The 17,984-nt window shown below is 64.3% G+C and carries 14 protein-coding genes and 1 pseudogene; 7 read left to right on the top strand and 8 right to left on the bottom strand.

From position 1 onward, the window contains the following. Positions 1-80: 80 nt before the first annotated feature. Complete coding sequence (locus BLP99_RS17535) at positions 81-1,256, top strand: XylR family transcriptional regulator (protein ID WP_072431493.1); 1,176 nt, start codon at positions 81-83, stop codon at positions 1,254-1,256. 30 nt (positions 1,257-1,286) lie between these two features. On the opposite strand, the gene BLP99_RS17530 is transcribed toward BLP99_RS17535, so the two are convergent. The 6 genes from BLP99_RS17530 to BLP99_RS17505 all read right to left on the bottom strand — a co-directional run bounded on the left by BLP99_RS17530 (position 1,287) and on the right by BLP99_RS17505 (position 8,764). After that, positions 1,287-2,246, bottom strand: coding sequence for a DUF3829 domain-containing protein (locus BLP99_RS17530; protein ID WP_092181220.1), 960 nt, complete (start codon positions 2,244-2,246; stop codon positions 1,287-1,289). Further along, on the bottom strand, positions 2,243-3,901 hold the full coding sequence (locus BLP99_RS17525) for a J domain-containing protein (RefSeq protein ID WP_092181217.1): 1,659 nt from the start codon (positions 3,899-3,901) through the stop codon (positions 2,243-2,245). Before BLP99_RS17525 ends, BLP99_RS17530 begins: the two co-directional genes overlap by 4 nt. Further along, positions 3,898-5,604 (bottom strand): molecular chaperone HscC, encoded by a 1,707-nt coding sequence (locus BLP99_RS17520; RefSeq protein WP_072396471.1) that lies wholly within the window; start codon positions 5,602-5,604, stop codon positions 3,898-3,900. The genes BLP99_RS17525 and BLP99_RS17520 overlap by 4 nt, the downstream gene beginning before the upstream one ends. A 293-nt stretch (positions 5,605-5,897) precedes the next feature. Further along, on the bottom strand, positions 5,898-6,632 hold the full coding sequence (locus BLP99_RS17515; RefSeq protein WP_072396473.1) for a substrate-binding periplasmic protein: 735 nt from the start codon (positions 6,630-6,632) through the stop codon (positions 5,898-5,900). 16 nt (positions 6,633-6,648) lie between these two features. Then, positions 6,649-7,992 carry a GGDEF domain-containing protein gene (locus BLP99_RS17510; RefSeq protein WP_072396475.1) on the bottom strand — a complete coding sequence of 448 codons (1,344 nt, stop codon included), beginning with the start codon at positions 7,990-7,992 and terminating at the stop codon, positions 6,649-6,651. A gap of 1 nt (position 7,993) precedes the next feature. Continuing rightward, entirely contained in the window at positions 7,994-8,764 is a 771-nt protein-coding gene (locus BLP99_RS17505) for a substrate-binding periplasmic protein (RefSeq protein ID WP_072396477.1), read from the bottom strand. A gap of 204 nt (positions 8,765-8,968) precedes the next feature. Between BLP99_RS17505 and treA the strand changes: the two genes are divergently transcribed. After that, positions 8,969-10,594 (top strand): alpha,alpha-trehalase TreA, encoded by a 1,626-nt coding sequence (gene treA / locus BLP99_RS17500; RefSeq protein WP_072459023.1) that lies wholly within the window; start codon positions 8,969-8,971, stop codon positions 10,592-10,594. Between the two features lie 22 nt (positions 10,595-10,616). Beyond that, entirely contained in the window at positions 10,617-11,150 is a 534-nt protein-coding gene (locus BLP99_RS17495; protein ID WP_072396708.1) for a DUF488 domain-containing protein, read from the top strand. 22 nt (positions 11,151-11,172) lie between these two features. On the opposite strand, the gene BLP99_RS17490 is transcribed toward BLP99_RS17495, so the two are convergent. Continuing rightward, on the bottom strand, positions 11,173-12,108 hold the full coding sequence (locus tag BLP99_RS17490; RefSeq protein WP_072431497.1) for a DMT family transporter: 936 nt from the start codon (positions 12,106-12,108) through the stop codon (positions 11,173-11,175). A gap of 74 nt (positions 12,109-12,182) precedes the next feature. Here BLP99_RS17490 and BLP99_RS17485 point away from each other — a divergent pair, with 74 nt between their 5' ends. Further along, the gene (locus BLP99_RS17485) at positions 12,183-13,037 is read left to right on the top strand and encodes a LysR family transcriptional regulator (protein WP_092181214.1); all 855 of its coding nucleotides are present in this window, start codon (positions 12,183-12,185) and stop codon (positions 13,035-13,037) included. Positions 13,038-13,065: 28 nt separating this feature from the next. Here BLP99_RS17485 and BLP99_RS17480 read toward each other — a convergent pair whose 3' ends face one another. Further along, on the bottom strand, positions 13,066-14,781 hold the full coding sequence (locus tag BLP99_RS17480) for an amidase (RefSeq protein ID WP_072431498.1): 1,716 nt from the start codon (positions 14,779-14,781) through the stop codon (positions 13,066-13,068). 284 nt (positions 14,782-15,065) lie between these two features. Between BLP99_RS17480 and BLP99_RS17475 the strand changes: the two genes are divergently transcribed. From BLP99_RS17475 to BLP99_RS26525, 3 genes and pseudogenes are all read left to right on the top strand, one after another. After that, positions 15,066-16,070, top strand: coding sequence for an ArsJ-associated glyceraldehyde-3-phosphate dehydrogenase (locus tag BLP99_RS17475; RefSeq protein ID WP_072396485.1), 1,005 nt, complete (start codon positions 15,066-15,068; stop codon positions 16,068-16,070). A gap of 9 nt (positions 16,071-16,079) precedes the next feature. Further along, positions 16,080-17,297, top strand: a complete 1,218-nt coding sequence (arsJ, locus tag BLP99_RS17470; RefSeq protein WP_092181211.1) for an organoarsenical effux MFS transporter ArsJ — start codon at positions 16,080-16,082, stop codon at positions 17,295-17,297. 71 nt (positions 17,298-17,368) lie between these two features. Next, positions 17,369-17,905: pseudogene (locus BLP99_RS26525) on the top strand (thermostable hemolysin); the annotation flags it as partial. Positions 17,906-17,984: the final 79 nt, after the last annotated feature.

Here is a 17,984-nt window from a genome sequence, read left to right as displayed (position 1 = left end):
AAAATCACCAATGCATGGTTCGATTTTGAGTACTAGTCTGTGGCAACCGTCTCGACGTCGACCGGCCCAGGACCACAACAATGAAAACCGTCCCTCCCGTCCACCGCATTGCACTGCTGTTCAACGGCAGCAAGATCTACGACCGCGGCATCATCAGCGGCATCGGCAATTACCTGAGCAGCACCCGCGCGTCCTGGGACCTGTTCCTGGAAGAGGATTTCCTCTGTCGCTTGAAAGGCATCGAGCGCTGGCAGGGCGACGGGATCATCGCCGACTTCGACGACCCACTGATCGGCGAGGCGTTGGCCGGGATCCGCCTGCCCGTGGTGGCGGTGGGGGGCTCCTATGAGGATGAGCGTGCCTATCCCAAGGGCATTCCCTATGTCGCCACGGATAATTTTGCGTTGATGAAGCTGGCCTACGAGCATCTGATCGAGGCCGGACTGACACGCTTTGCCTGTTTCAGCCTGCCCGTGGCGCAAGCCAATCGCTGGGCGCAGGAGCGTGAAAGAGCCTTTCGCTCGCTGCTGCAGCGCGACGGCTTGCATGTGGAGGTATATCGCGGCATGGGCACCAGCGCGCCGCTCTGGGACAGCGCGGTGGAACAGCAGATCGCCTGGCTGCAAAGCCTGCCCAAACCCATCGGTATCATTGCCGTCAGCGATGCGCGGGCACGTCAGTTGCTGCAAGCCTGCCTGACCGCTGGCATCGCTGTGCCGGAACAGGTGGCGCTGATCGGCATCGATAACGACCCGCTGACCCGCAGCCTGACCCGGGTGCCCCTCAGCTCGGTCATTCAAGGCACCGAGACCATGGGCCGCACTGCCGCGCGCCTGCTCCACCAGATGTTGCACGGCATGCCCTCCACGGGCACTCAGGTGTTGATCCCGCCGGATGCGATCAATGTCCAGGCGTCGAGCCTGCATCAACCCCTGGGCAACCCTTACGTCATGCAGGCCTTGCTGTTTATCCGCCAATACGCCTGCCAGGGCATCAAGACTGCCCAGGTGGCGGCCTATGTCGGTGTGTCCCGCTCATCCCTGGAAGCGCATTTTCGCAAGGTGCGCGGATGCAGCGTGCACGACGAAATCCTGCGCTTCAAACTGGCCGCCGCTGCCAGCGGACTGGAGAAAACCGATTCGCCGATTGCCGACATCGCCCGTCAGTGCGGCTTCAAGTCGGCGCAATACCTGCACACGGTGTTTCGTCGGGAGTTCGGCTGCACACCGCGCGAGTATCAGCAAGGCGCAACGTGACGATGGCTCGTTCCACCGTGCAGAAGCTCATCAATACTGGCGCACGACCACGGCGTTGTAGCGCCGTTGCAACTCGTCGTAACCTGCCCGTGCAGCGGCGAGGTCCTGGTTCAGTTGCGCGGCGTCCGCCCCGGCGGCCCAGTGCTGTTGCAGGCGTTCGAGGTACGTCAACCATTCCCAGGCCTGCGAGCTGATGACGCTCCACACGGGCAGGTTGCCATCTGCCGAGCGCAAGCGGGGCAGTGCCTGGATGAAGGTCTCTGCGTCCGCCCAACGGGTCATCAATGACTGATGCAGGTCGAGCAACTGACGGGGCGTCAGCGCCGCGCCGGTGGTCATGGCATCGAGGGCATCCATGGTCTGGCGGGCATCGATCATGAAGCGCAGCGTATACCAATGCTGGTCATGCCCCAGGCGTTGCTCGATGGAGGCCAGTTGCTGCTGTCGCGCCTCCAGTTGCGGCTGCTCGAACGCCTGGCGCAAAGGGATCGCCCGGGTGCGTGCTTCTTGCAGGCGCGCGCTCAGGGCTTGTTCAAGCCGGGCCAGTTCGAGGGGATCCCGATCCATCGGCCGCTGCGCCAGCCAGCGCTCGACGGCCTCGGCGTCCGGACGCAGTTGGTCGTAGGCCGTGACGTAGTTTCTGGCTAGCGCTTGCAGGCCTTCCGGTGTTCCTGCGCCGAGCCATCGGTAACAGGGCGATGGCGGTGCATCGTTGCCGGGGACGATTTCACCGGAGCCCATGCCGAAGCCGGCAAAGAAATGTCGGTAGGCATCGTGCTGCGTCGATGAAGCGACCAGGTCACGGTATTCGGCGTAGCGTCGCTCCAGAAGGTCCGCGCCATTCAACAGGCAGGTGTTGATCTGCTGCACTTGCTGCCAGCGCGAGCGGGTCTGCGGGTCGATGTGCTTGCGAGGGGCCAGCTGCAGCACCAGCCAGGTCAGGCCCAGCAGTGCAATCACAGCAATCGCGAAGGCTCGATTACTGATCATGGCTTTCCTGCCTGGGAGGACGTGGGTACATGCCACTGCTGCGCGGACAATTCGGTCGGGCAGGGCGTCGAGGTGGATTGGCGTGCGGCGCAGGTTCGCTGTGGCCAGGCCTGGAGCCCCTCGTTCGGGGCGAGCGGCGCATTGCCCGCGAGGGTATTGCCCAGCAGGAGCAGCGAGATGAGGATGCCCAGCGAGAGGCCGACAAGGACATCGTCCGGCAAGCGCTCATAGACTCGGGAATACAGGGCGGCGGCGCGTTTGGTCAGATTGCCTCGGCTCAGGATCGCCAGCGTGGCGAGGATGCCGAAGTAGGCAACCGCTCCGGCAAATCCACCCGCCAGGTAGATGACGCCGCCCAGCAGGCCGACCCAGAGGCTTTCGCGTATCGGCAGCGGGGTGGGGCGTCGCAGGCTCAGCCAGCGCCCGTAGCGGTCATGGAGCCATTGATCGAGGCGCCATGCCCGGCTCAGGGTCTTGCATGCCGCGTTGAGCCCCCATGCAGCGGCGCCGAGAAACAGCGCGCGCAGGAACATGTCGATGACGCTGATGTAGAACGTCCCGCCGAGGCGATACTCCAGCAGCCAGCTCATGCTGGCCGAAGCGCCGACAATGGCCAGGGGCACCGCCATGGCCGGCGGCCGACGACGCAGCGCGCGCCAGTTGTCCGGGGCCAACTGCGGCATCTGGTACAGCAACTGCGGATAGCGAAGCTGCACGGTGCGATACAACGCCTCGCAGGCATCCCAGTCGGCGGCGCTGAAGGTGATGCTCAGGCGCACCCGGGCGTCTTCGTCGAGGGTGCCGAACAGCATGCGCGCTGCCTGGGATTCGCTGCTGTCATAGAACTGGGTGAGGCGGGTCTGTTCCTGCACGAACATGGCACAGTCGCTGCGAGCCAGCAGTTGGCTCCACCAGGGCTCGGGGCAGGCGTTATGATGACCGCTGCGGGTCCAGCCCTGTTGCGTGCAAATGCTTTCGAACAGCCTCTGCGACCAGTTCGGCGACTGTAGCAGCACCAGGGCCAGGCTCTGGTTCAGCCACTGGCGCGCATCCAGGGTTTGCAGCCAGGGGCTTGCGGCCAGCTTGCGGGCCAGTTCGAGGAATCGCCCGCTATCCTGCCGGGCCTCGGTCAGGCGCGACGAGGCCTGCTCCATGAGGGTGTTGCGCAGGTGTTCGAGGGTGGTTCGCGGCAAGCCTTCATGTTGCCAAGGGGTGAGCCAGTGCAATTGCTCGATGGCCGCCTCGGCCAGTTCGTAGCGGTCGTCTGGCAGGCAGCGCAGCAGCAGGCCTTGTTCGAACGCCGCTTCGCATCCAAGCAGGCGTGCCTGGGCCACGCGGTCGGCGAGGTTGGTCGCGCTGATTCCTTCCAGGCATTGCGCCGCCAGGCCTTCGGCCGGGCAAGCCCCGTCATCCGTCTGCCGAGGGGACGGTTGTTGCACCCGAGGCGACTCGATGGGCTCGGGCAGCGAGGTGTCGGCGGGCTCCTCACGCTGCCAATCGGCCCATGCCATCGCCTGCTCATAAGCCTCGCGCAGTCGCTGGAAGCCCTCGGGGTCTTCGTCGGGCCGGTGTCGCTTGAGCAGGCTGGCATACTGGCGCTTGATGCTGCGCTTGTCGGCATCCTCCGGCAGATCCAGGACCACCCAGCAACTCATCGCCAGACGTCCCGTTCCAAGGTGTCGAGCTGTTCGGAAATCTGCATTCGCAGGGCGCGGATGTCGTGCAGTTCCTGGGTTTCGAGCACCTGGGCAAAACGCGTGGCCAGGTCGTCGACCCGCTGGCGAAGGTCACCGCGGCTTTCCTGGTAGAGGCGTTCGAGGCGGGCGATCAGCACGGTATTGGGCTGCTCGTCACGCGGATGGACCTTCAGCGCCGCCAGCGCTTCGAGCCGACGGGCGATGTCGGCTTCGTCCAGCAGGCCGGTGTTGTTGGTGATCACCAGTTTGTGCCGCTCCCCGGTCTGGACGGTCTGCGCATCGGCTTCCAGCAGGCCGTTGGTGTCGTAGGTGAAGCGCACGTCGATGCTCACCTCACCGGCGGGCATGGGGGGCACGGGGATTTCCAGCTCGCCGAGCAGGATGTTTTCGCTGACCTGGCGGCTCTCGCCCTGGTAGACCTTCAGCAGGACCATCTTCTGCTGGTCGCGCAGGGTCACCACGCGTTTGACCCGGCTCACGGGGACCACGCAATTGCGTTCGATGATCGGCAGGTAATGGCCCGACTCGAGCTTGCCACCGTAGTCGACCGATATCTCGATGCCCATGGAGTAGGGGCAGACATCCGTGAGCACCACTTCTTCGAGCGCCGCGTCACGGCTTTTCAGGCCCGCTTGCACGGCGGCGCCGAGCGCCACGGCTTCGTCGGGGTTGAGTTGGATCGACGGAAAGCGGCCGAACAGGCTGGCGACCAGTTTTCGCACCAGGGGCATGCGGGTGGTGCCGCCCACCAGCAGCACCTCGTCCAGCTCGCTGGCGCGGATCCGGGCATCGCGCAGGGCCGTTTCGATGGGGGCGCGCAGCCGGGCGAACAGCGGCGCATAGAGACCGGCCATTTCCGCCTGGGTGTATGGCTGATGCCACTCGCGGTCGCCCTGGCGCACCGAGAACGTCGCGCTGGGCTCATGCCCGAGGGCCCTGCGCACCCGTTCGGCTTCCCGATGCAGGCGACTGAACAGTTGCGCATCGCCAAGGGGGACAGGGCCGGCAGCCGATTTGCCCTGGGCGCTGACGAAGGCCTGGAGCAGCAGCGTGTCGAAATCTTCCCCGCCAAGGTAGTTGTCGCCGGCGCTGGCCCGGACTTCCATCACGCCTTCGAACAGCTCCAGGATGGACACGTCGAAGGTCCCGCCGCCAAGATCGAAGACCAGGAAGGTGCTGGCGTTGTCGCGTTGATGCAGGCCATAGGCGAGCGCCGCCGCCGTGGGTTCGTTGACCAGTCGCTCGACCTTGAAGCCGGCCAGTTCGCCGGCGATGCGCGTGGCTTTGCGCTGGGCGTCGTTGAAGTAGGCCGGGACGCTGATGACGGCTTCCTCCACCGGCTCGCCGAAGTGCCGTTCGGCATCCTCGCGCAGGCTGCGCAGCACCATGGCCGAAAGCTCCTCGGCGCGGAACTGACGATTGCCAAGGGCGGTGAGTCGGGCGCTGCCCATGTAGCGCTTGAAGAGAGCGGTGGTCACTTGCGGATGGGTCTGCAAGCGTTCCAGTGCCGCGCGACCGACCATCATCCGGCCTTCATCGTCCAGGCCCACCACACTGGGGGTCAGCCACTCGCCGAGGGCATTGGGCACCAGTTGCGCAGCGCCATCGCGCCATGCCGCAATCAGGCTATGGGTGGTGCCCAGGTCAATGCCGACAATCATGTCCGTTAAGCCTCCCTTACTTTTCGCGCCTTGGCGTTACCTGCGAGCCGGCCAGCCTAGCAGAGATGAATCCACTTGATCGGGAAAACCGTCGGATTTCATGCAGCACAATCCATCGCCGAGCTGCCCGTGGGCGAGTCCCGTCGCCGGCTGGGAAGCCCTTCACAGGGCCCTTTTCAGGCTCGGCCTGATACGAAAAAAAGCCTGGGCAGTGCCCATTGTCAGTCGGGCAACGGCGCTTGCTCGGCGCTTTCACGCCGCATCATCGAGTCTCAAGGCTTTCCGGACAGAGCCTAGCGTTCTTCCCGCATGATCCGCGCCACTTCTCCCGCAGCCTCCAATTGCTCGAAGGCCTGTCGCGCCCTGGCGACGATCTCGTCCGGCGTGCTCAGGCTGAAGGCCATGGACACCCGGGCGGGGCGGTCGTCGATCGAAAACACCTCTTGCAGGATGGCGAAATCCACATGCTCGTCTTCGCAGATCACTCGCGCAGCCTTCTCGGGCATCGGGATCAGCTGGACTTGATGGTTGAGCAGTTTCTGAAAGTTGTCGCGACGATCGCCCGAGACCACCAGCCGGGTGAAGCCTGCCTGCTGCAGCAGCAGTTGCTTGGAGTCGTTACGCACCACGCCCACGCTGTAGCGCTTGGCATCCTCGAGGCTGGCCAGGACGATGTCGTGGCGCTCGCGCAGCTTGTAGAGCTTGATCGTGACTCGCTCCAGCTCCCCGACCCATTTGAACAGCGATTCGCGCAAGGGGGTACGATCCATGGGATAGATCAGCACGTTGGGCTCGTGCAGGGCTTTCTCGTAGGCCCGGGCCCAGGGATACAGCAGGATGCGGTGATCGGTCAGGCCGGCCTTGTTCAGGGTTTCCTCGACGACGCGGGTGCCCGGCCCGACCAGCTTGCCTTCGCGGGGGTATGCGTAGAGTGAATCCTCGGTGACCACTTCGATCCCCGCACCACGGCTTTCCAGGCAGGCCAGGGCCAGCAACAACGACAGGCAGAGCGGCAGACGACGGTGCATATAGGCCTCACGGGTGTCAGAAGGCGACGCAATTGCGTCCCTGGTGTTTGGCTCGGTACAACGCCTGGTCGGCGCATTGCAGCAACAGGTCGAAGTGATTCATGGTGCGAGGATCAAGTTCGGCCACACCGATGCTCAGGGTGACGAAGGGCGACACCGTCGAGCCGCTGTGGGGCAATTGGCGTTCGGCCAGGTGCGCGCGGACCCGTTGGGCCGCCTCGTAAGCCTGGCTGGCGTCGACGTTGGGCAGTACCACGACGAACTCTTCGCCGCCAACCCGGGCGGTCAGTTCCCCCGAGCGCCCGAAGACACTGCGCAGGGTTTCGGCGATCTGCTGCAGACACTCGTCGCCCTTGATATGGCCGTAGGTGTCGTTGTAGGTCTTGAAGAAATCGACATCGCACATGAGCACCGCCAGCGGCGTGCCGTGGCGCAGCGCGCGGCGAAATTCGATTTCCTTCAGTTCGTCGAAGTAGCGGCGGTTGGGCAGTCCCGTCAATGCGTCGTGGCGTGACAACGCTTCGAGGGACTGGTTGGCTGCCTTCAGTTCCGCGGTACGTGCCTCGACCAGCTCGGCCAACTGGTCGCGGCTGGCTGCCATGGCCAGTTCATCCAGGCGCTGGCGTTCCAGGTGGGCGTGGAGGTTGTCCTGCAATTCATTGACCTGGGACTCCAGCAGGCTCAACTCGTCCTGGCGCCGTACCGAGCGCTGCAGCTTGAAGTGCCGTTTGAGGGTATCGGGCGTGAGCTGGCCCAGGTGCCGGGCGATATGGACCACATGCACGGTCACCAGGCGATTGAACATGGTCATGACCAGGCCGGCCAGCAGCAGCGACTGGACAAGCTGGGTGATGACGATGCTGCGGGCCTCGCCCCAGAGGCGCTCCCACAACAGGTTGCTGTCGCCTTCGATGATCAGCTCGCCGACTTTTTCGTTCGCCCCGGCATAGGGCTGCGCGACGAGCTCGCGACGCAACACAGGCGCAGGCCCCGGGGCCACGTTGGCGTATCGGTTGAGTTCGATGATTTCAGGGGGCTGGCCGGGACGTGGGATAGTGAGCAGCAATCGGCCCACCGGCGCGGCCTTTGCGACGCTGGCCAGTTGCTTGCCCAGCGATTCGCGATCCATTTCCCAGATGGCATGGGCCAGCGTGTTCTGGAACACCTGGTCGATCAGTACCAGTTCGGAGTTCATTTCCGCCAGGTTGTTTTCCCACGCCAGCCAGGTCCGCAAGGTGACCATCGCCAGGGTGAAAAGCAGGCAGAACAGCAGCGTCGCCAGTACCAGCCGACGGCCTAGCGAGCTGAATGCCTTGATACGTGGCTGTTTCGCGGACGATGTCTCTGAATTGCGCGCCATGTCACAGCCATTTGCGCAAGATGGCATCGTAGACGCCGTTGCGCTGGATCGCCTCCAGGCCCGCGCGGAATTTCTCCACCGTCTCGGCCGGTGTCTTGCGGCTGAACGCCATGCTCAGGCCTTCCTCGCTGCTGAGGTCGGGAATCGGCAGCGAACGAATCAGCACCTTGGCCGGGTCCTCGCCATTCTGGCGGGCCAGGTATTGTGCGTTGAGCTCGTTGGAAATCCACATTTCCACGTGATCGACCTTGAGCTTGCGGTAGTTATGCTCGTACTTGGTACTCGACTGCAGTTGCTCGCCAATGCGGAATCCCTTCGCGATGAGGTATTGCTCGCCGACGTCCTGGTTGACGGTGGCGATCTGGTAATGACGGGCATCGTCCAGGGAACTGAGCTTCACCGGCCGCTCGGCCAGCGAATACAGGAACCAGCGGGTCGGTGCAATGGCGCCCACCCAGTGGAACAGCGGCTCGCGGGCCGGCGTGCGGGCGATGGAATAGATCAGGACATTGCCTTCGTTGAGCGCCAGCTCGTAGGCCCGCGCCCAGGGCATGACATGGATTGGCGCCTCCACGCCGATTTCCTTGAGCACCGCCTGGACCACCTCGGTGCTCATGCCGGTCACCCGGCCATCCTGGGTCATGTTGTAGGGCGGCAGCTCCTCCGTGACGATACGCAGCGGAGCCTCTGCCGCGGCGTTCGGCGAGAGTGCGCTGACGGCCATGAGCACCAGGACGCCAAGCATCAGTAAACGGTTAAGCGGCAAGACCATCGATGATTACCTATACGACCAGCAGAGCCCGGCAAGGCTTGGAGTCCTTCTACTCGATTGTTATCGGCTGGGCGGGCGCCTGCTTGAGGGCCACCTGTCAAAGCGCGACCGCCATCCGACCCTCCCCACGTTCATTTAAATGAACCGTGCCCGCAAGAGCCCTGTCATTCGTTGGGTCAGGAACGACAACTCATGGAGCCGCCGATGCGACCTTTGCCCTTTACCAGCCTTTGCTTCACTGCCGTGCTCTGCGCGGCCTGCTCAAGCCAACCCGCTGCGACCTGGAGCTACATGGATGCCCGGGATCGCGTCACCCAGACGCCCGACCAGGCCTATCCCGAACTGTTCGAGGCAGTGCAGCGTGGCGCGATCTTCACCGACCAGAAGCACTTCGTGGACGCACTGCCCAAGCGTGATCCGGCGACGATCCGCGCCGATTACCTGGCCCGTCGCGACGCCGCCGGCTTCGACCTGAAGGCTTTCGTCGAGGACAACTTCATCGAGTCCGGCGAAGCCCTGAGCCCGGCGCCCAAGCCCGGGGCGCCCATCAAGGAACACATCGACAAGCTCTGGCCGGTGCTCAGCCGAACGTATCGGCAAGTGCCGCCATACAGCAGCCTGCTGCCCTTGCCGGAACCCTATGTGGTCCCGGGCGGGCGCTTTCGCGAGATGTACTACTGGGACTCCTACTTCACCATGCTGGGGTTGGAACAAAGTGGCGACAAGGCCCAGGTTCGCCACATGACCGACAACTTTGCCTACATGATCGACACCTATGGCCACATTCCCAATGGCAACCGTACCTACTACCTGAGCCGGTCACAGCCGCCGTTCTTTGCCTACATGGTGGAGTTGCAGGCCCATATCGAAGGAAGCCAGGCCTATGGCCGATACCTTCCTCAACTGCAAAAGGAATACGCGTACTGGATGCAGGACAGCCAGACGCTCAAGCCCGGCACGGCCGCCCGCCACGTGGTCAAGCTCGCCGACGGCAGTGTGCTCAATCGCTACTGGGACGCCAGCCCGACGCCACGCCAGGAATCCTGGCTGCAGGACGTCAAGACCGCCGCACAAGCGCCCGACAGGCCTCGGGAAGAGGTGTGGCGCGACTTGCGGGCGGGCGCCGAAAGCGGCTGGGATTTCAGTTCCCGCTGGCTGGGCGACGGCAAGGACCTGGCCAGCATCCGCACCACCTCCATCGTGCCGGTGGACCTGAACAGTCTGCTCTACCACCTGGAACGCACCATCGCCAAGGCCTGTGAAACCACGCGAAACGCACCGTGCGTCCAGGCCTATGGCCAGCGCGCCGAGCAGCGCCAGCGAGCCATCGAAAAACACCTGTGGAATGAAGCGGCGGGTTACTACGTGGACTACGACTGGCAGGAAAACCGTCAGCGGCCGGACCTCACTGCCGCGACACTGTTCCCCCTGTACACGGGCCTGGCTGGCGCCGAGCGCGGCCATCGTACCGGGGAGGCCGTGCGCAAGGGGCTGTTGCGTCCCGGCGGCATCGCCACGACCCAGGTCGACAATGGGCAGCAGTGGGACGAGCCCAATGGTTGGGCACCGCTGCAATGGGTGGCGGTGCAAGGGCTGGACCGTTACCGGCAGACCGCGCTGGCCGGGCAGATCGGCCAGCGATTCCTGCAGCAGGTCCGCAAGCTCTATGACGCCGAAGACAAACTGGTGGAAAAATACGACGTGTCGGGAGCCGGGCAGGGTGGCGGCGGAGGTGAATACGAGCTGCAGGACGGCTTCGGTTGGACCAATGGCGTGACGTTGAAACTGCTGGAGAAATATGGCGAAAATACCGGAGCCGGCGCCCGGTGATCGCACGAGTCGAGGGCCGTCCATGAGCCAAGTCGTCTACACCATCGGTCATTCGACCCGGACCCTCGAGCAATTCGTCGAGATGCTCGAAGGCTTCCAGGTCGATACGCTTGTCGATGTCAGGACGGTTCCCCGCTCACGGACGAACCCCCACTACAACCTCGATACCCTGCCCGGACAACTGGCGGGGTACGGCCTGCGCCATGAGCGGATCCTGGCGCTTGGAGGCCTGCGGAAGAAATCCAGGACCATCCCCGAGCAAACCAATGGGTTCTGGGACAACCGCAGCTTTCATAACTACGCGGACTACGCGCTGTCGGAGGCGTTCGAGGAGGGGCTCCAGCGCCTCCTGGCACTCAGTGAAAACCACTGCTGCGCCATCATGTGCGCCGAAGCGGTCTGGTGGCGATGTCATCGCAGGATCATCGCCGATTATCTGTTGGTCCGTGGCGTCGACGTCATTCACATCATGGACCGGAACAAGTCGAACAAAGCGGTATTGAATCCCGCTGCGCGGGTACAGGGGCTGAAACTGACGTATCCCGCGCCGGCGTAGCGCAGGTGCGTCAGGCGAGGCGTCACGACGTCCGCGTGGCGGCCTCCGTGCGCACCACCATCCAGATGCCCAGCCCTGAAGCCGCCAGGCCTGCTGCCATTTGCCACGACAGCGGCTCGTCGAACATGGCCCAGGCCCACAGCATCGTAATGGGAGGGCTGAGGTAAAGCAGGCTGGTGATCCGGGTGGCGGATGCGCGACGCAGGCACAGCCAATAGAGCCCATACCCTCCGATCGTCGACAACCCGGCTGTCCATGCCACGCTGAGGGCGAACCCGACGCTGGGGATCGGCGCCAGGCTGCCCTGCGTCCCCTCGAGGATGCCGAAGGCAAGCCCGGAGACCGCGCATTGCAGCCAGAGATTGGGCAGCAGGCCCAACTGCTCGCGAGGGGCCAGGGCCTTCTGCCACAGTGTCGCGATCGCCAGCGACAGCATGCCCAGCAACGGCAAGGCATATGCCCACGCAGGAGCATCGCCCCAGGTCATCGCGCTCTGGGTCACCAAGGCGACTCCGGCCAGTCCGACCATCAATCCGATCCAGATCGGCCAGGCCAGGCGCCGCCCGAGCACGCCAGCGCTCAACAGCGCCAGCCCTATCGGCAGCAGGTCGGCGAACAGCGCGGCAAGGCCGGCGGGCACGCCTAGGGCGATCCCCTGGGTGATACCGGCCAGGTACCCCGCCATGGCCAGCAGGCCGATGCCTGCGTTTTTCAGCAGCACCGCAACGGGTGCCTGTCGCAACGCCGGAAGGGCGAAGGGAAACAGCAGGAGCGTGACCAGTACGCAGCGCCAGAACACCACCAGCAGGGCCGGTGCGTAGTCCACCGAGAACCGCGCGCCGATGAATCCGGAGCTCCAGGCCAGCAGCAAGCCGGCCTCCAGGATCGGAAGTGGAATTGCCTGGCGCCAGTCAGGTCTGGGCAGGGCCTCGCAAGACATCGATTTATCAGGGTTCATGACCACAGGCTACGAAAGCAGCGTAATCTAATAAATCAAAATATCCTGCAGCAGTGATTCAGGAGGATTGAATCATGTCCGCCATTCTCGATATCGAGCTGATACGCACCTTCCATTGCGTCGCGCGAATCGGAAAGTTCAGCGCGGCGGCCGAGCAGCTCCACAAAAGCCCGGCGGCGGTAAGTGTGCACATCCAGCGCCTCGAGGCGGTGGCCGGGGGGCGTTTGTTGAACCGTGACAACCAGTCCGTTTCCCTCACCGCATTGGGCAAGCGCCTGCTCCTGTCCACGAGTGAGCTGCTGAGTATCCATGACCGGGTGCTGGCGGATCTGCACGGTACCCACCTGGCCGGGCGCGTCACCTTCGGCGTACCGGACGAATACGCCGAGCATGTCATCCGCGACATCCTTCCGACTTTTTCCACCGCATGGTCCAACGTGGTGCTGGAGCTCAAGACGGCGCCAAGCTACGCGCTGCGGGACCAGGTGCTGCGTGGCAAGCTCCAGGCGGCGGTGATCGCCCAGCCGAAAGGCCAGCCCGGCCCTCAGGCGCAGGTCCTGGTGAGCACCACGCCGGTCTGGGTCGCGCCGGTCAACCTGGCGGCCAGCTCCCTGGACCCGCTTCCGCTGGCGGTGCATGCGCCGCAATGTCCCTATCGGCAAGCCATGATGCAGGGCCTCAGGCAAAGCGGCCGCAGGGTGCGCATCGTGCTGGAAAGTCCCTCCAACCAGGCCGTGAAGGCCTGCGTGGAGGCCGGGTTGGCCATCAGCCTGATCGACCGGGCGCGGGTGACGGCGCGCATGCAGATCCTCGACGACCTGGCGGTGATACCGGAGCATGAGGTGGTGTTCATGCGCTCCCAGGCGTCACACGCCGATGAGGCGGTGAGCCTGCTTTGCCGGACCTTGCAGCAGCACTTTCGACTGTAGCGGGAGCGGGGCGGACCCCGCTGCCTGTCTATTTGCCAACGGTCGACAGCGGTGGCGTGCGGGGCGGGATGCGTCGCTTGGAGCCCAGCGATTCGAATGCCGCGGCCAGGCGCAGCAGCGTCGAGTCGTCATAGGCACGGCCGGCGAACGTCAGCCCGACGGGCATGCCGATGTCTGCCATGATGCCCATCGGCACGGTGACGGTGGGGACGCCCAGGTGCCGGATGGCGAGGTTGCCGTTGGCGACCCAGACGCCGTTGCTCCAGGCGATATCGGCAGACACCGGATTGACATCGGCATCCGCCGGCCCGACATCGGCGACGGTGGGGAAGATCACCGCGTCGAGCCCGAGCCGGTCCATCCAGTCCTCGAGGTCGATCCGGCGCGTTTCCTCGAGCCCCCGAAGACCGTCGGGCAGGGTGGGGATCTGGTCCCAGGGGGTGATACCGCGCTTGGCCATCTCCACGTACTTCTCCATGCCGGCGGCCAGGTCATCCTCCCGGTTGGGCAGGGTTCCCGGATCGTGCGGGAAGATCAGCGGGCCATCCACGTCGGCCAGGCGATTGAGGTTCGGATCATTGTTCGCCCGCAGGAAATCGTCGAACGCCCAGGCCGAAAGGTCCCACAGCTCGTGGTGCAGGAACTCCCTGGACACCAGGCCGCGGGTGAACACCGTCGGCGCACCAGGGCGATCACCCTCGCAGTTGGACACCAGCGGGAAGTCGACCTCGATGACTTCGGCGCCGCAGGCTTGCAGCGCCTGGCGGGCCTGCTCCCAGAGGTCGATCACCGAGGCCCGGGTGATGATGCGTTGCCCCGTCGGGCCACCGATGCCGGGGGCTTCGGCCGTGCCGGCCTCGGGATCGGCGTTGATGTACATGCGCGGCACACCGAAGCGGATGCCGGCAAGGGCACCGGCGTTGGCGGCAAGCCCGGGATAAGAGGCGGGGCGGACGGAGTCGACGCTCGGAAGGGGCACCCAGGGTTGCAGGCGCCACAGGTCGCCACGGGTATCCGGGTCCTCTGCCACCACCACATCCAACACTTCGAGGAGATCGGCCATGGTCCTGGCGTAGGGCACGACGACGTCCATCGTGGGCGTCAGCGGCCAGTTGCCACGGACCGAGATCACACCGCGAGAAGGGGTATAGGCGCACAAGCCGTTGTTCGAGGCCGGCCCGCGTCCGCTGGACCAGGTTTCTTCGGCCAGGCCGAAGGCCGCGAAACTGGCGGCGGTGGCAGTGCCTGCTCCGTTCGACGAGCCGGAGGCGAATGGGGCGGTGAGGTAGTCGGCGTTGTACGGGCTTTGCGCGCGACCGTACACGCCGCGTTGCATGCCGCCGTTCGCCATGGGCGGCATGTTGGTCTTGCCCAGGCAGATCGCCCCGGCGGCGCGAAGCCGTTCGATGGTGAACGCGTCCCGGCAGGCCATCAGGTTGGCGAACGCCGGGCTGCCGGAAGCGGCGGTGAGCCCTTTGACCAGGTAACTGTCCTTCGCCGTATAGGGAATGCCGTCCAGGGGGCCCAGCGCCTGGCCCTTGGCCCGACGGGCATCGGATGCCCGGGCCTCGGCGAGCGCCTCGGGATTTCGCACCACGACCGCATTGAGGGCGGTGGGCGTGTCGGGTCCATCGTAGGCATCGATCCTGGCAAGGTAGGCCTGGACCAGCTCGACCGCGGTCGTCTGGCCGGACTCGAGCGCGGCGCGCAGTTGGGCAATGGAAACTTCAGTGATTTCGATCATGCTGTTATCGCTGGAGATGACGTGAGAGGGTTCGTGGCCACTTCAGGCGTCTGGAAGTGGACCGTCGATTTCATGCCGTGCACTGTACTACGGGACGGCCGGTCGAGGGTCTGCAAAATTGCCCACCCGTGAAGCCAGGACCCGGCCGGCAGGCGCCGCAAGCCGGACGGCTGCTCGCAAACCGAAGGGGGAGCCCGCCCGCCGGCACAGGAATTTCGGCCCATGGCTTTCCTTTATATCTGTAAAAACATATATTCGTTTTTTCGCATATGGGGGCAGGCGTCATGACGATCAAAGTGGGTATCAACGGTTTCGGACGCATCGGTCGTCTCGCGCTGCGGGCTGCCTGGCACTGGCCGGAATTGGAGTTCGTGCAGATCAACGATCCGGCAGGTGACGCCGCCACCCATGCCCATCTGCTGAACTTCGACTCGGTGCATGGCCGTTGGCAGCGCCAGGCCGAGGCCCAGGGCGAGAGCATTGTCATCGACGGCAAGTCGATCAGGGTCACGGCCAACAAGGCGATCGCCGACACCGACTGGTCGGGTTGCGACCTGGTGATCGAGGCCAGCGGCAAGATGAAGACCGTGGCGGTGCTCCAGGCTTACCTCGATCAAGGCGTCAAGCGCGTGGTGGTCAGCGCCCCGGTGAAGGAAAAGGGCGCACTGAACATCGTCATGGGCGTCAACCATCACCTGTTCAAACCCGCCGAACACGCCATCGTCACGGCAGCGTCCTGCACCACCAATTGCCTGGCACCGGTGGTCAAGGTCATTCACGAGAAACTGGGCATCCGCCACGGTTCGATCACCACCATCCATGACCTGACCAACACCCAGAGCATCCTCGATCAACCCCACAAGGACCTGCGTCGCGCCCGTGCTTCGGGCATGAGCCTGATTCCCACCAGCACCGGCTCGGCCACGGCCATCGCGCAAATCTTTCCCGAGTTGCGTGGACGCCTGAACGGGCACGCCGTGCGCGTGCCGCTGGCCAATGCTTCGCTGACCGATTGCGTCTTCGAGGTCGAGCGAGCCACCACGGCCGAGGAAGTGAACCAGCTGTTCAAGGACGCTTGCGAGGGGGAGTTGAAAGACATCCTCGGCTACGAAGAGCGCCCCCTGGTGTCCATCGATTACCGTACCGATCCGCGTTCATCGATCATCGATGCGCTGTCGACCATGGTCGTCAACGGCACCCAGGTCAAGGTCTACGCCTGGTATGACAATGAATGGGGCTATGCCAATCGCACCGTCGAACTGGCCCGGATGGTCGGCCTGGCGGTCTGAGGAGCAGCCATGAAAACCCTGTCGGCCCCGGTGCGGCAATACCTGCTGGTGACGGGCAACTATTGGGCATTCACCCTCACCGATGGCGCCTTGCGCATGCTGGTGGTGCTGCATTTCCATGCGCTGGGCTACAGCCCGTTGCAGATTGCGGCGTTGTTTCTGTTCTATGAACTCTTCGGCGTCGTCACCAACCTGGTGGGAGGGTATCTCGGCGCTCGACTGGGTCTGAACCGGACCATGAACATCGGATTGGGCATGCAGGTCCTGGCATTGCTGATGCTGACGGTGCCATCGGCCTGGCTGACCGTGCACTGGGTGATGGGCGCCCAGGCCCTGTCCGGTATCGCCAAGGACTTGAACAAGATGAGCGCCAAGAGCGCTATCAAGCTGCTGGTTCCGGATGGGCAGCAAGGCAGGCTCTACACCTGGGTGGCCATCCTCACCGGTTCGAAAAATGCCCTCAAGGGGGTGGGCTTCTTTCTCGGCGGGGCCTTGCTGGCATTGATCGGTTTCAAGGGCTCGCTGCTGGCGATGGCTGGCGTACTGGGGCTGATCTGGCTGGGTAGCCTGATCCTGCTGAAAAAGGACCTGGGCAAGGCCAGGGCCAAGCCCAGGTTTCGCGACCTGCTGTCCAAGAGCCGGGCGATCAACCTGTTGTCGGCGGCGCGGATGTTCCTGTTCGGTGCCCGCGACGTCTGGTTCGTAGTGGCCTTGCCGGTCTACCTGAGCAGCGTCCTGGGCTGGGACTTCTGGAAGGTGGGTGGGTTCCTCGCCGCCTGGGTGATCGGCTACGGCATCGTGCAATCCTTCGCCCCGTACATCACCGGCAGGAAACGGGGCCATGTGCCGGATGGCCGCACGGCGTTTCTCTGGGCCCTTGCCCTGGCGGGCCTGCCGGCGGCCATCGCGCTGGGGCTGGGCAGCGGGCCGTCCCAGGGGGTGCTGCTCGGCGGGCTCATGGCATTTGGTGTGCTGTTTGCCGTGAACTCGTCCCTGCACAGCTACCTGATCGTTTCCTACGCCAAGGAGGACGGCGTTTCGTTGGACGTGGGGTTCTACTACATGTCCAACGCCATGGGGCGGTTGATCGGAACGCTGCTTTCCGGCTGGGTGTACCAGGTGCATGGCCTGGAGGCGTGCCTGTGGATCTCCAGCCTGTTCGTGGTGGTGGCGGCCGTGGTGTCGGTAGGGTTGCCCCGGCATGCCGACCCGGCGGCCAGCGCCTGATCGCCTTCAGACTTCGTTAAGAAACGGCCTGGATACTTTCTCCCACTAGCCCTGGGGGAGACTGTCGATCCATGCCCGATATTGATTGGAACATTCATCTGCCGCTGGCCTTCGGCGTTGCCGGCCAGCCGCTTCGTCGCCTGCACAAGGCTTCGTCAGGAGAACCCCGGCGCACTGAATTCGAAGCGTTTATCCAGCAACGTTTTCGCCAGGTACACGGCGCCGACATTCGTCATTTCATGCCCGAACTGTTCGGCTTCGATGACGGCCAGGGCGTGCTTGGCGCGGTGGCCGGCGTGCGCCTGGCCGCGCAAGAGGCGTTGTTCCTCGAGCGTTACCTGGACGGGCCTGTGGAGCCGTTGATCACGGCTACGACCGGTCGGCCGGTGGAGCGTGCCAGCATCGTCGAGGTCGGCAACCTGGCCGCCAGCGACACCGGCAACGCCCGGCTGAGCATCATTTCCATCACTTACCTGCTGGCTGTCGCCGGCCTGGAGTGGGTGGCGTTCACCGGCAATGTCGGCCTGGTCAACAGCTTCCATCGCCTGGGCCTCAAGCCCGTGACCCTTTGCCAGGCCGATCCACAGCGCCTGGGCGAGGAACGTCACCTCTGGGGGCGCTACTACGACAGCCAACCATGGGTCCATGTCGGAAACATCCGCGCCGGTTTCATTCATCTGCGCAATA

Origin of the sequence: Pseudomonas sp. NFACC32-1 (assembly GCF_900101215.1) — a bacterium.
Classification (GTDB): Bacteria; Pseudomonadota; Gammaproteobacteria; order Pseudomonadales; family Pseudomonadaceae; genus Aquipseudomonas.
The sequence above is the reverse complement of the archived record's forward strand: the minus strand, read 5'-3'. Positions and strand labels throughout refer to the sequence as shown.

What these genes read in the sequence shown, in the direction of transcription:
- BLP99_RS17535 (WP_072431493.1), top strand. Translation starts at nt 81, where the DNA reads ATGAAAACCGTCCCTCCCGTCCACCGCATTGCACTGCTGTTCAACGGC.
- BLP99_RS17530 (WP_092181220.1), bottom strand. Translation starts at nt 2,246, where the DNA reads ATGATCAGTAATCGAGCCTTCGCGATTGCTGTGATTGCACTGCTGGGC.
- BLP99_RS17525 (WP_092181217.1), bottom strand. Translation starts at nt 3,901, where the DNA reads ATGAGTTGCTGGGTGGTCCTGGATCTGCCGGAGGATGCCGACAAGCGC.
- BLP99_RS17520 (WP_072396471.1), bottom strand. Translation starts at nt 5,604, where the DNA reads ATGATTGTCGGCATTGACCTGGGCACCACCCATAGCCTGATTGCGGCA.
- BLP99_RS17515 (WP_072396473.1), bottom strand. Translation starts at nt 6,632, where the DNA reads ATGCACCGTCGTCTGCCGCTCTGCCTGTCGTTGTTGCTGGCCCTGGCC.
- BLP99_RS17510 (WP_072396475.1), bottom strand. Translation starts at nt 7,992, where the DNA reads ATGGCGCGCAATTCAGAGACATCGTCCGCGAAACAGCCACGTATCAAG.
- BLP99_RS17505 (WP_072396477.1), bottom strand. Translation starts at nt 8,764, where the DNA reads ATGGTCTTGCCGCTTAACCGTTTACTGATGCTTGGCGTCCTGGTGCTC.
- treA (WP_072459023.1), top strand. Translation starts at nt 8,969, where the DNA reads ATGCGACCTTTGCCCTTTACCAGCCTTTGCTTCACTGCCGTGCTCTGC.
- BLP99_RS17495 (WP_072396708.1), top strand. Translation starts at nt 10,617, where the DNA reads ATGAGCCAAGTCGTCTACACCATCGGTCATTCGACCCGGACCCTCGAG.
- BLP99_RS17490 (WP_072431497.1), bottom strand. Translation starts at nt 12,108, where the DNA reads ATGAACCCTGATAAATCGATGTCTTGCGAGGCCCTGCCCAGACCTGAC.
- BLP99_RS17485 (WP_092181214.1), top strand. Translation starts at nt 12,183, where the DNA reads ATGTCCGCCATTCTCGATATCGAGCTGATACGCACCTTCCATTGCGTC.
- BLP99_RS17480 (WP_072431498.1), bottom strand. Translation starts at nt 14,781, where the DNA reads ATGATCGAAATCACTGAAGTTTCCATTGCCCAACTGCGCGCCGCGCTC.
- BLP99_RS17475 (WP_072396485.1), top strand. Translation starts at nt 15,066, where the DNA reads ATGACGATCAAAGTGGGTATCAACGGTTTCGGACGCATCGGTCGTCTC.
- arsJ (WP_092181211.1), top strand. Translation starts at nt 16,080, where the DNA reads ATGAAAACCCTGTCGGCCCCGGTGCGGCAATACCTGCTGGTGACGGGC.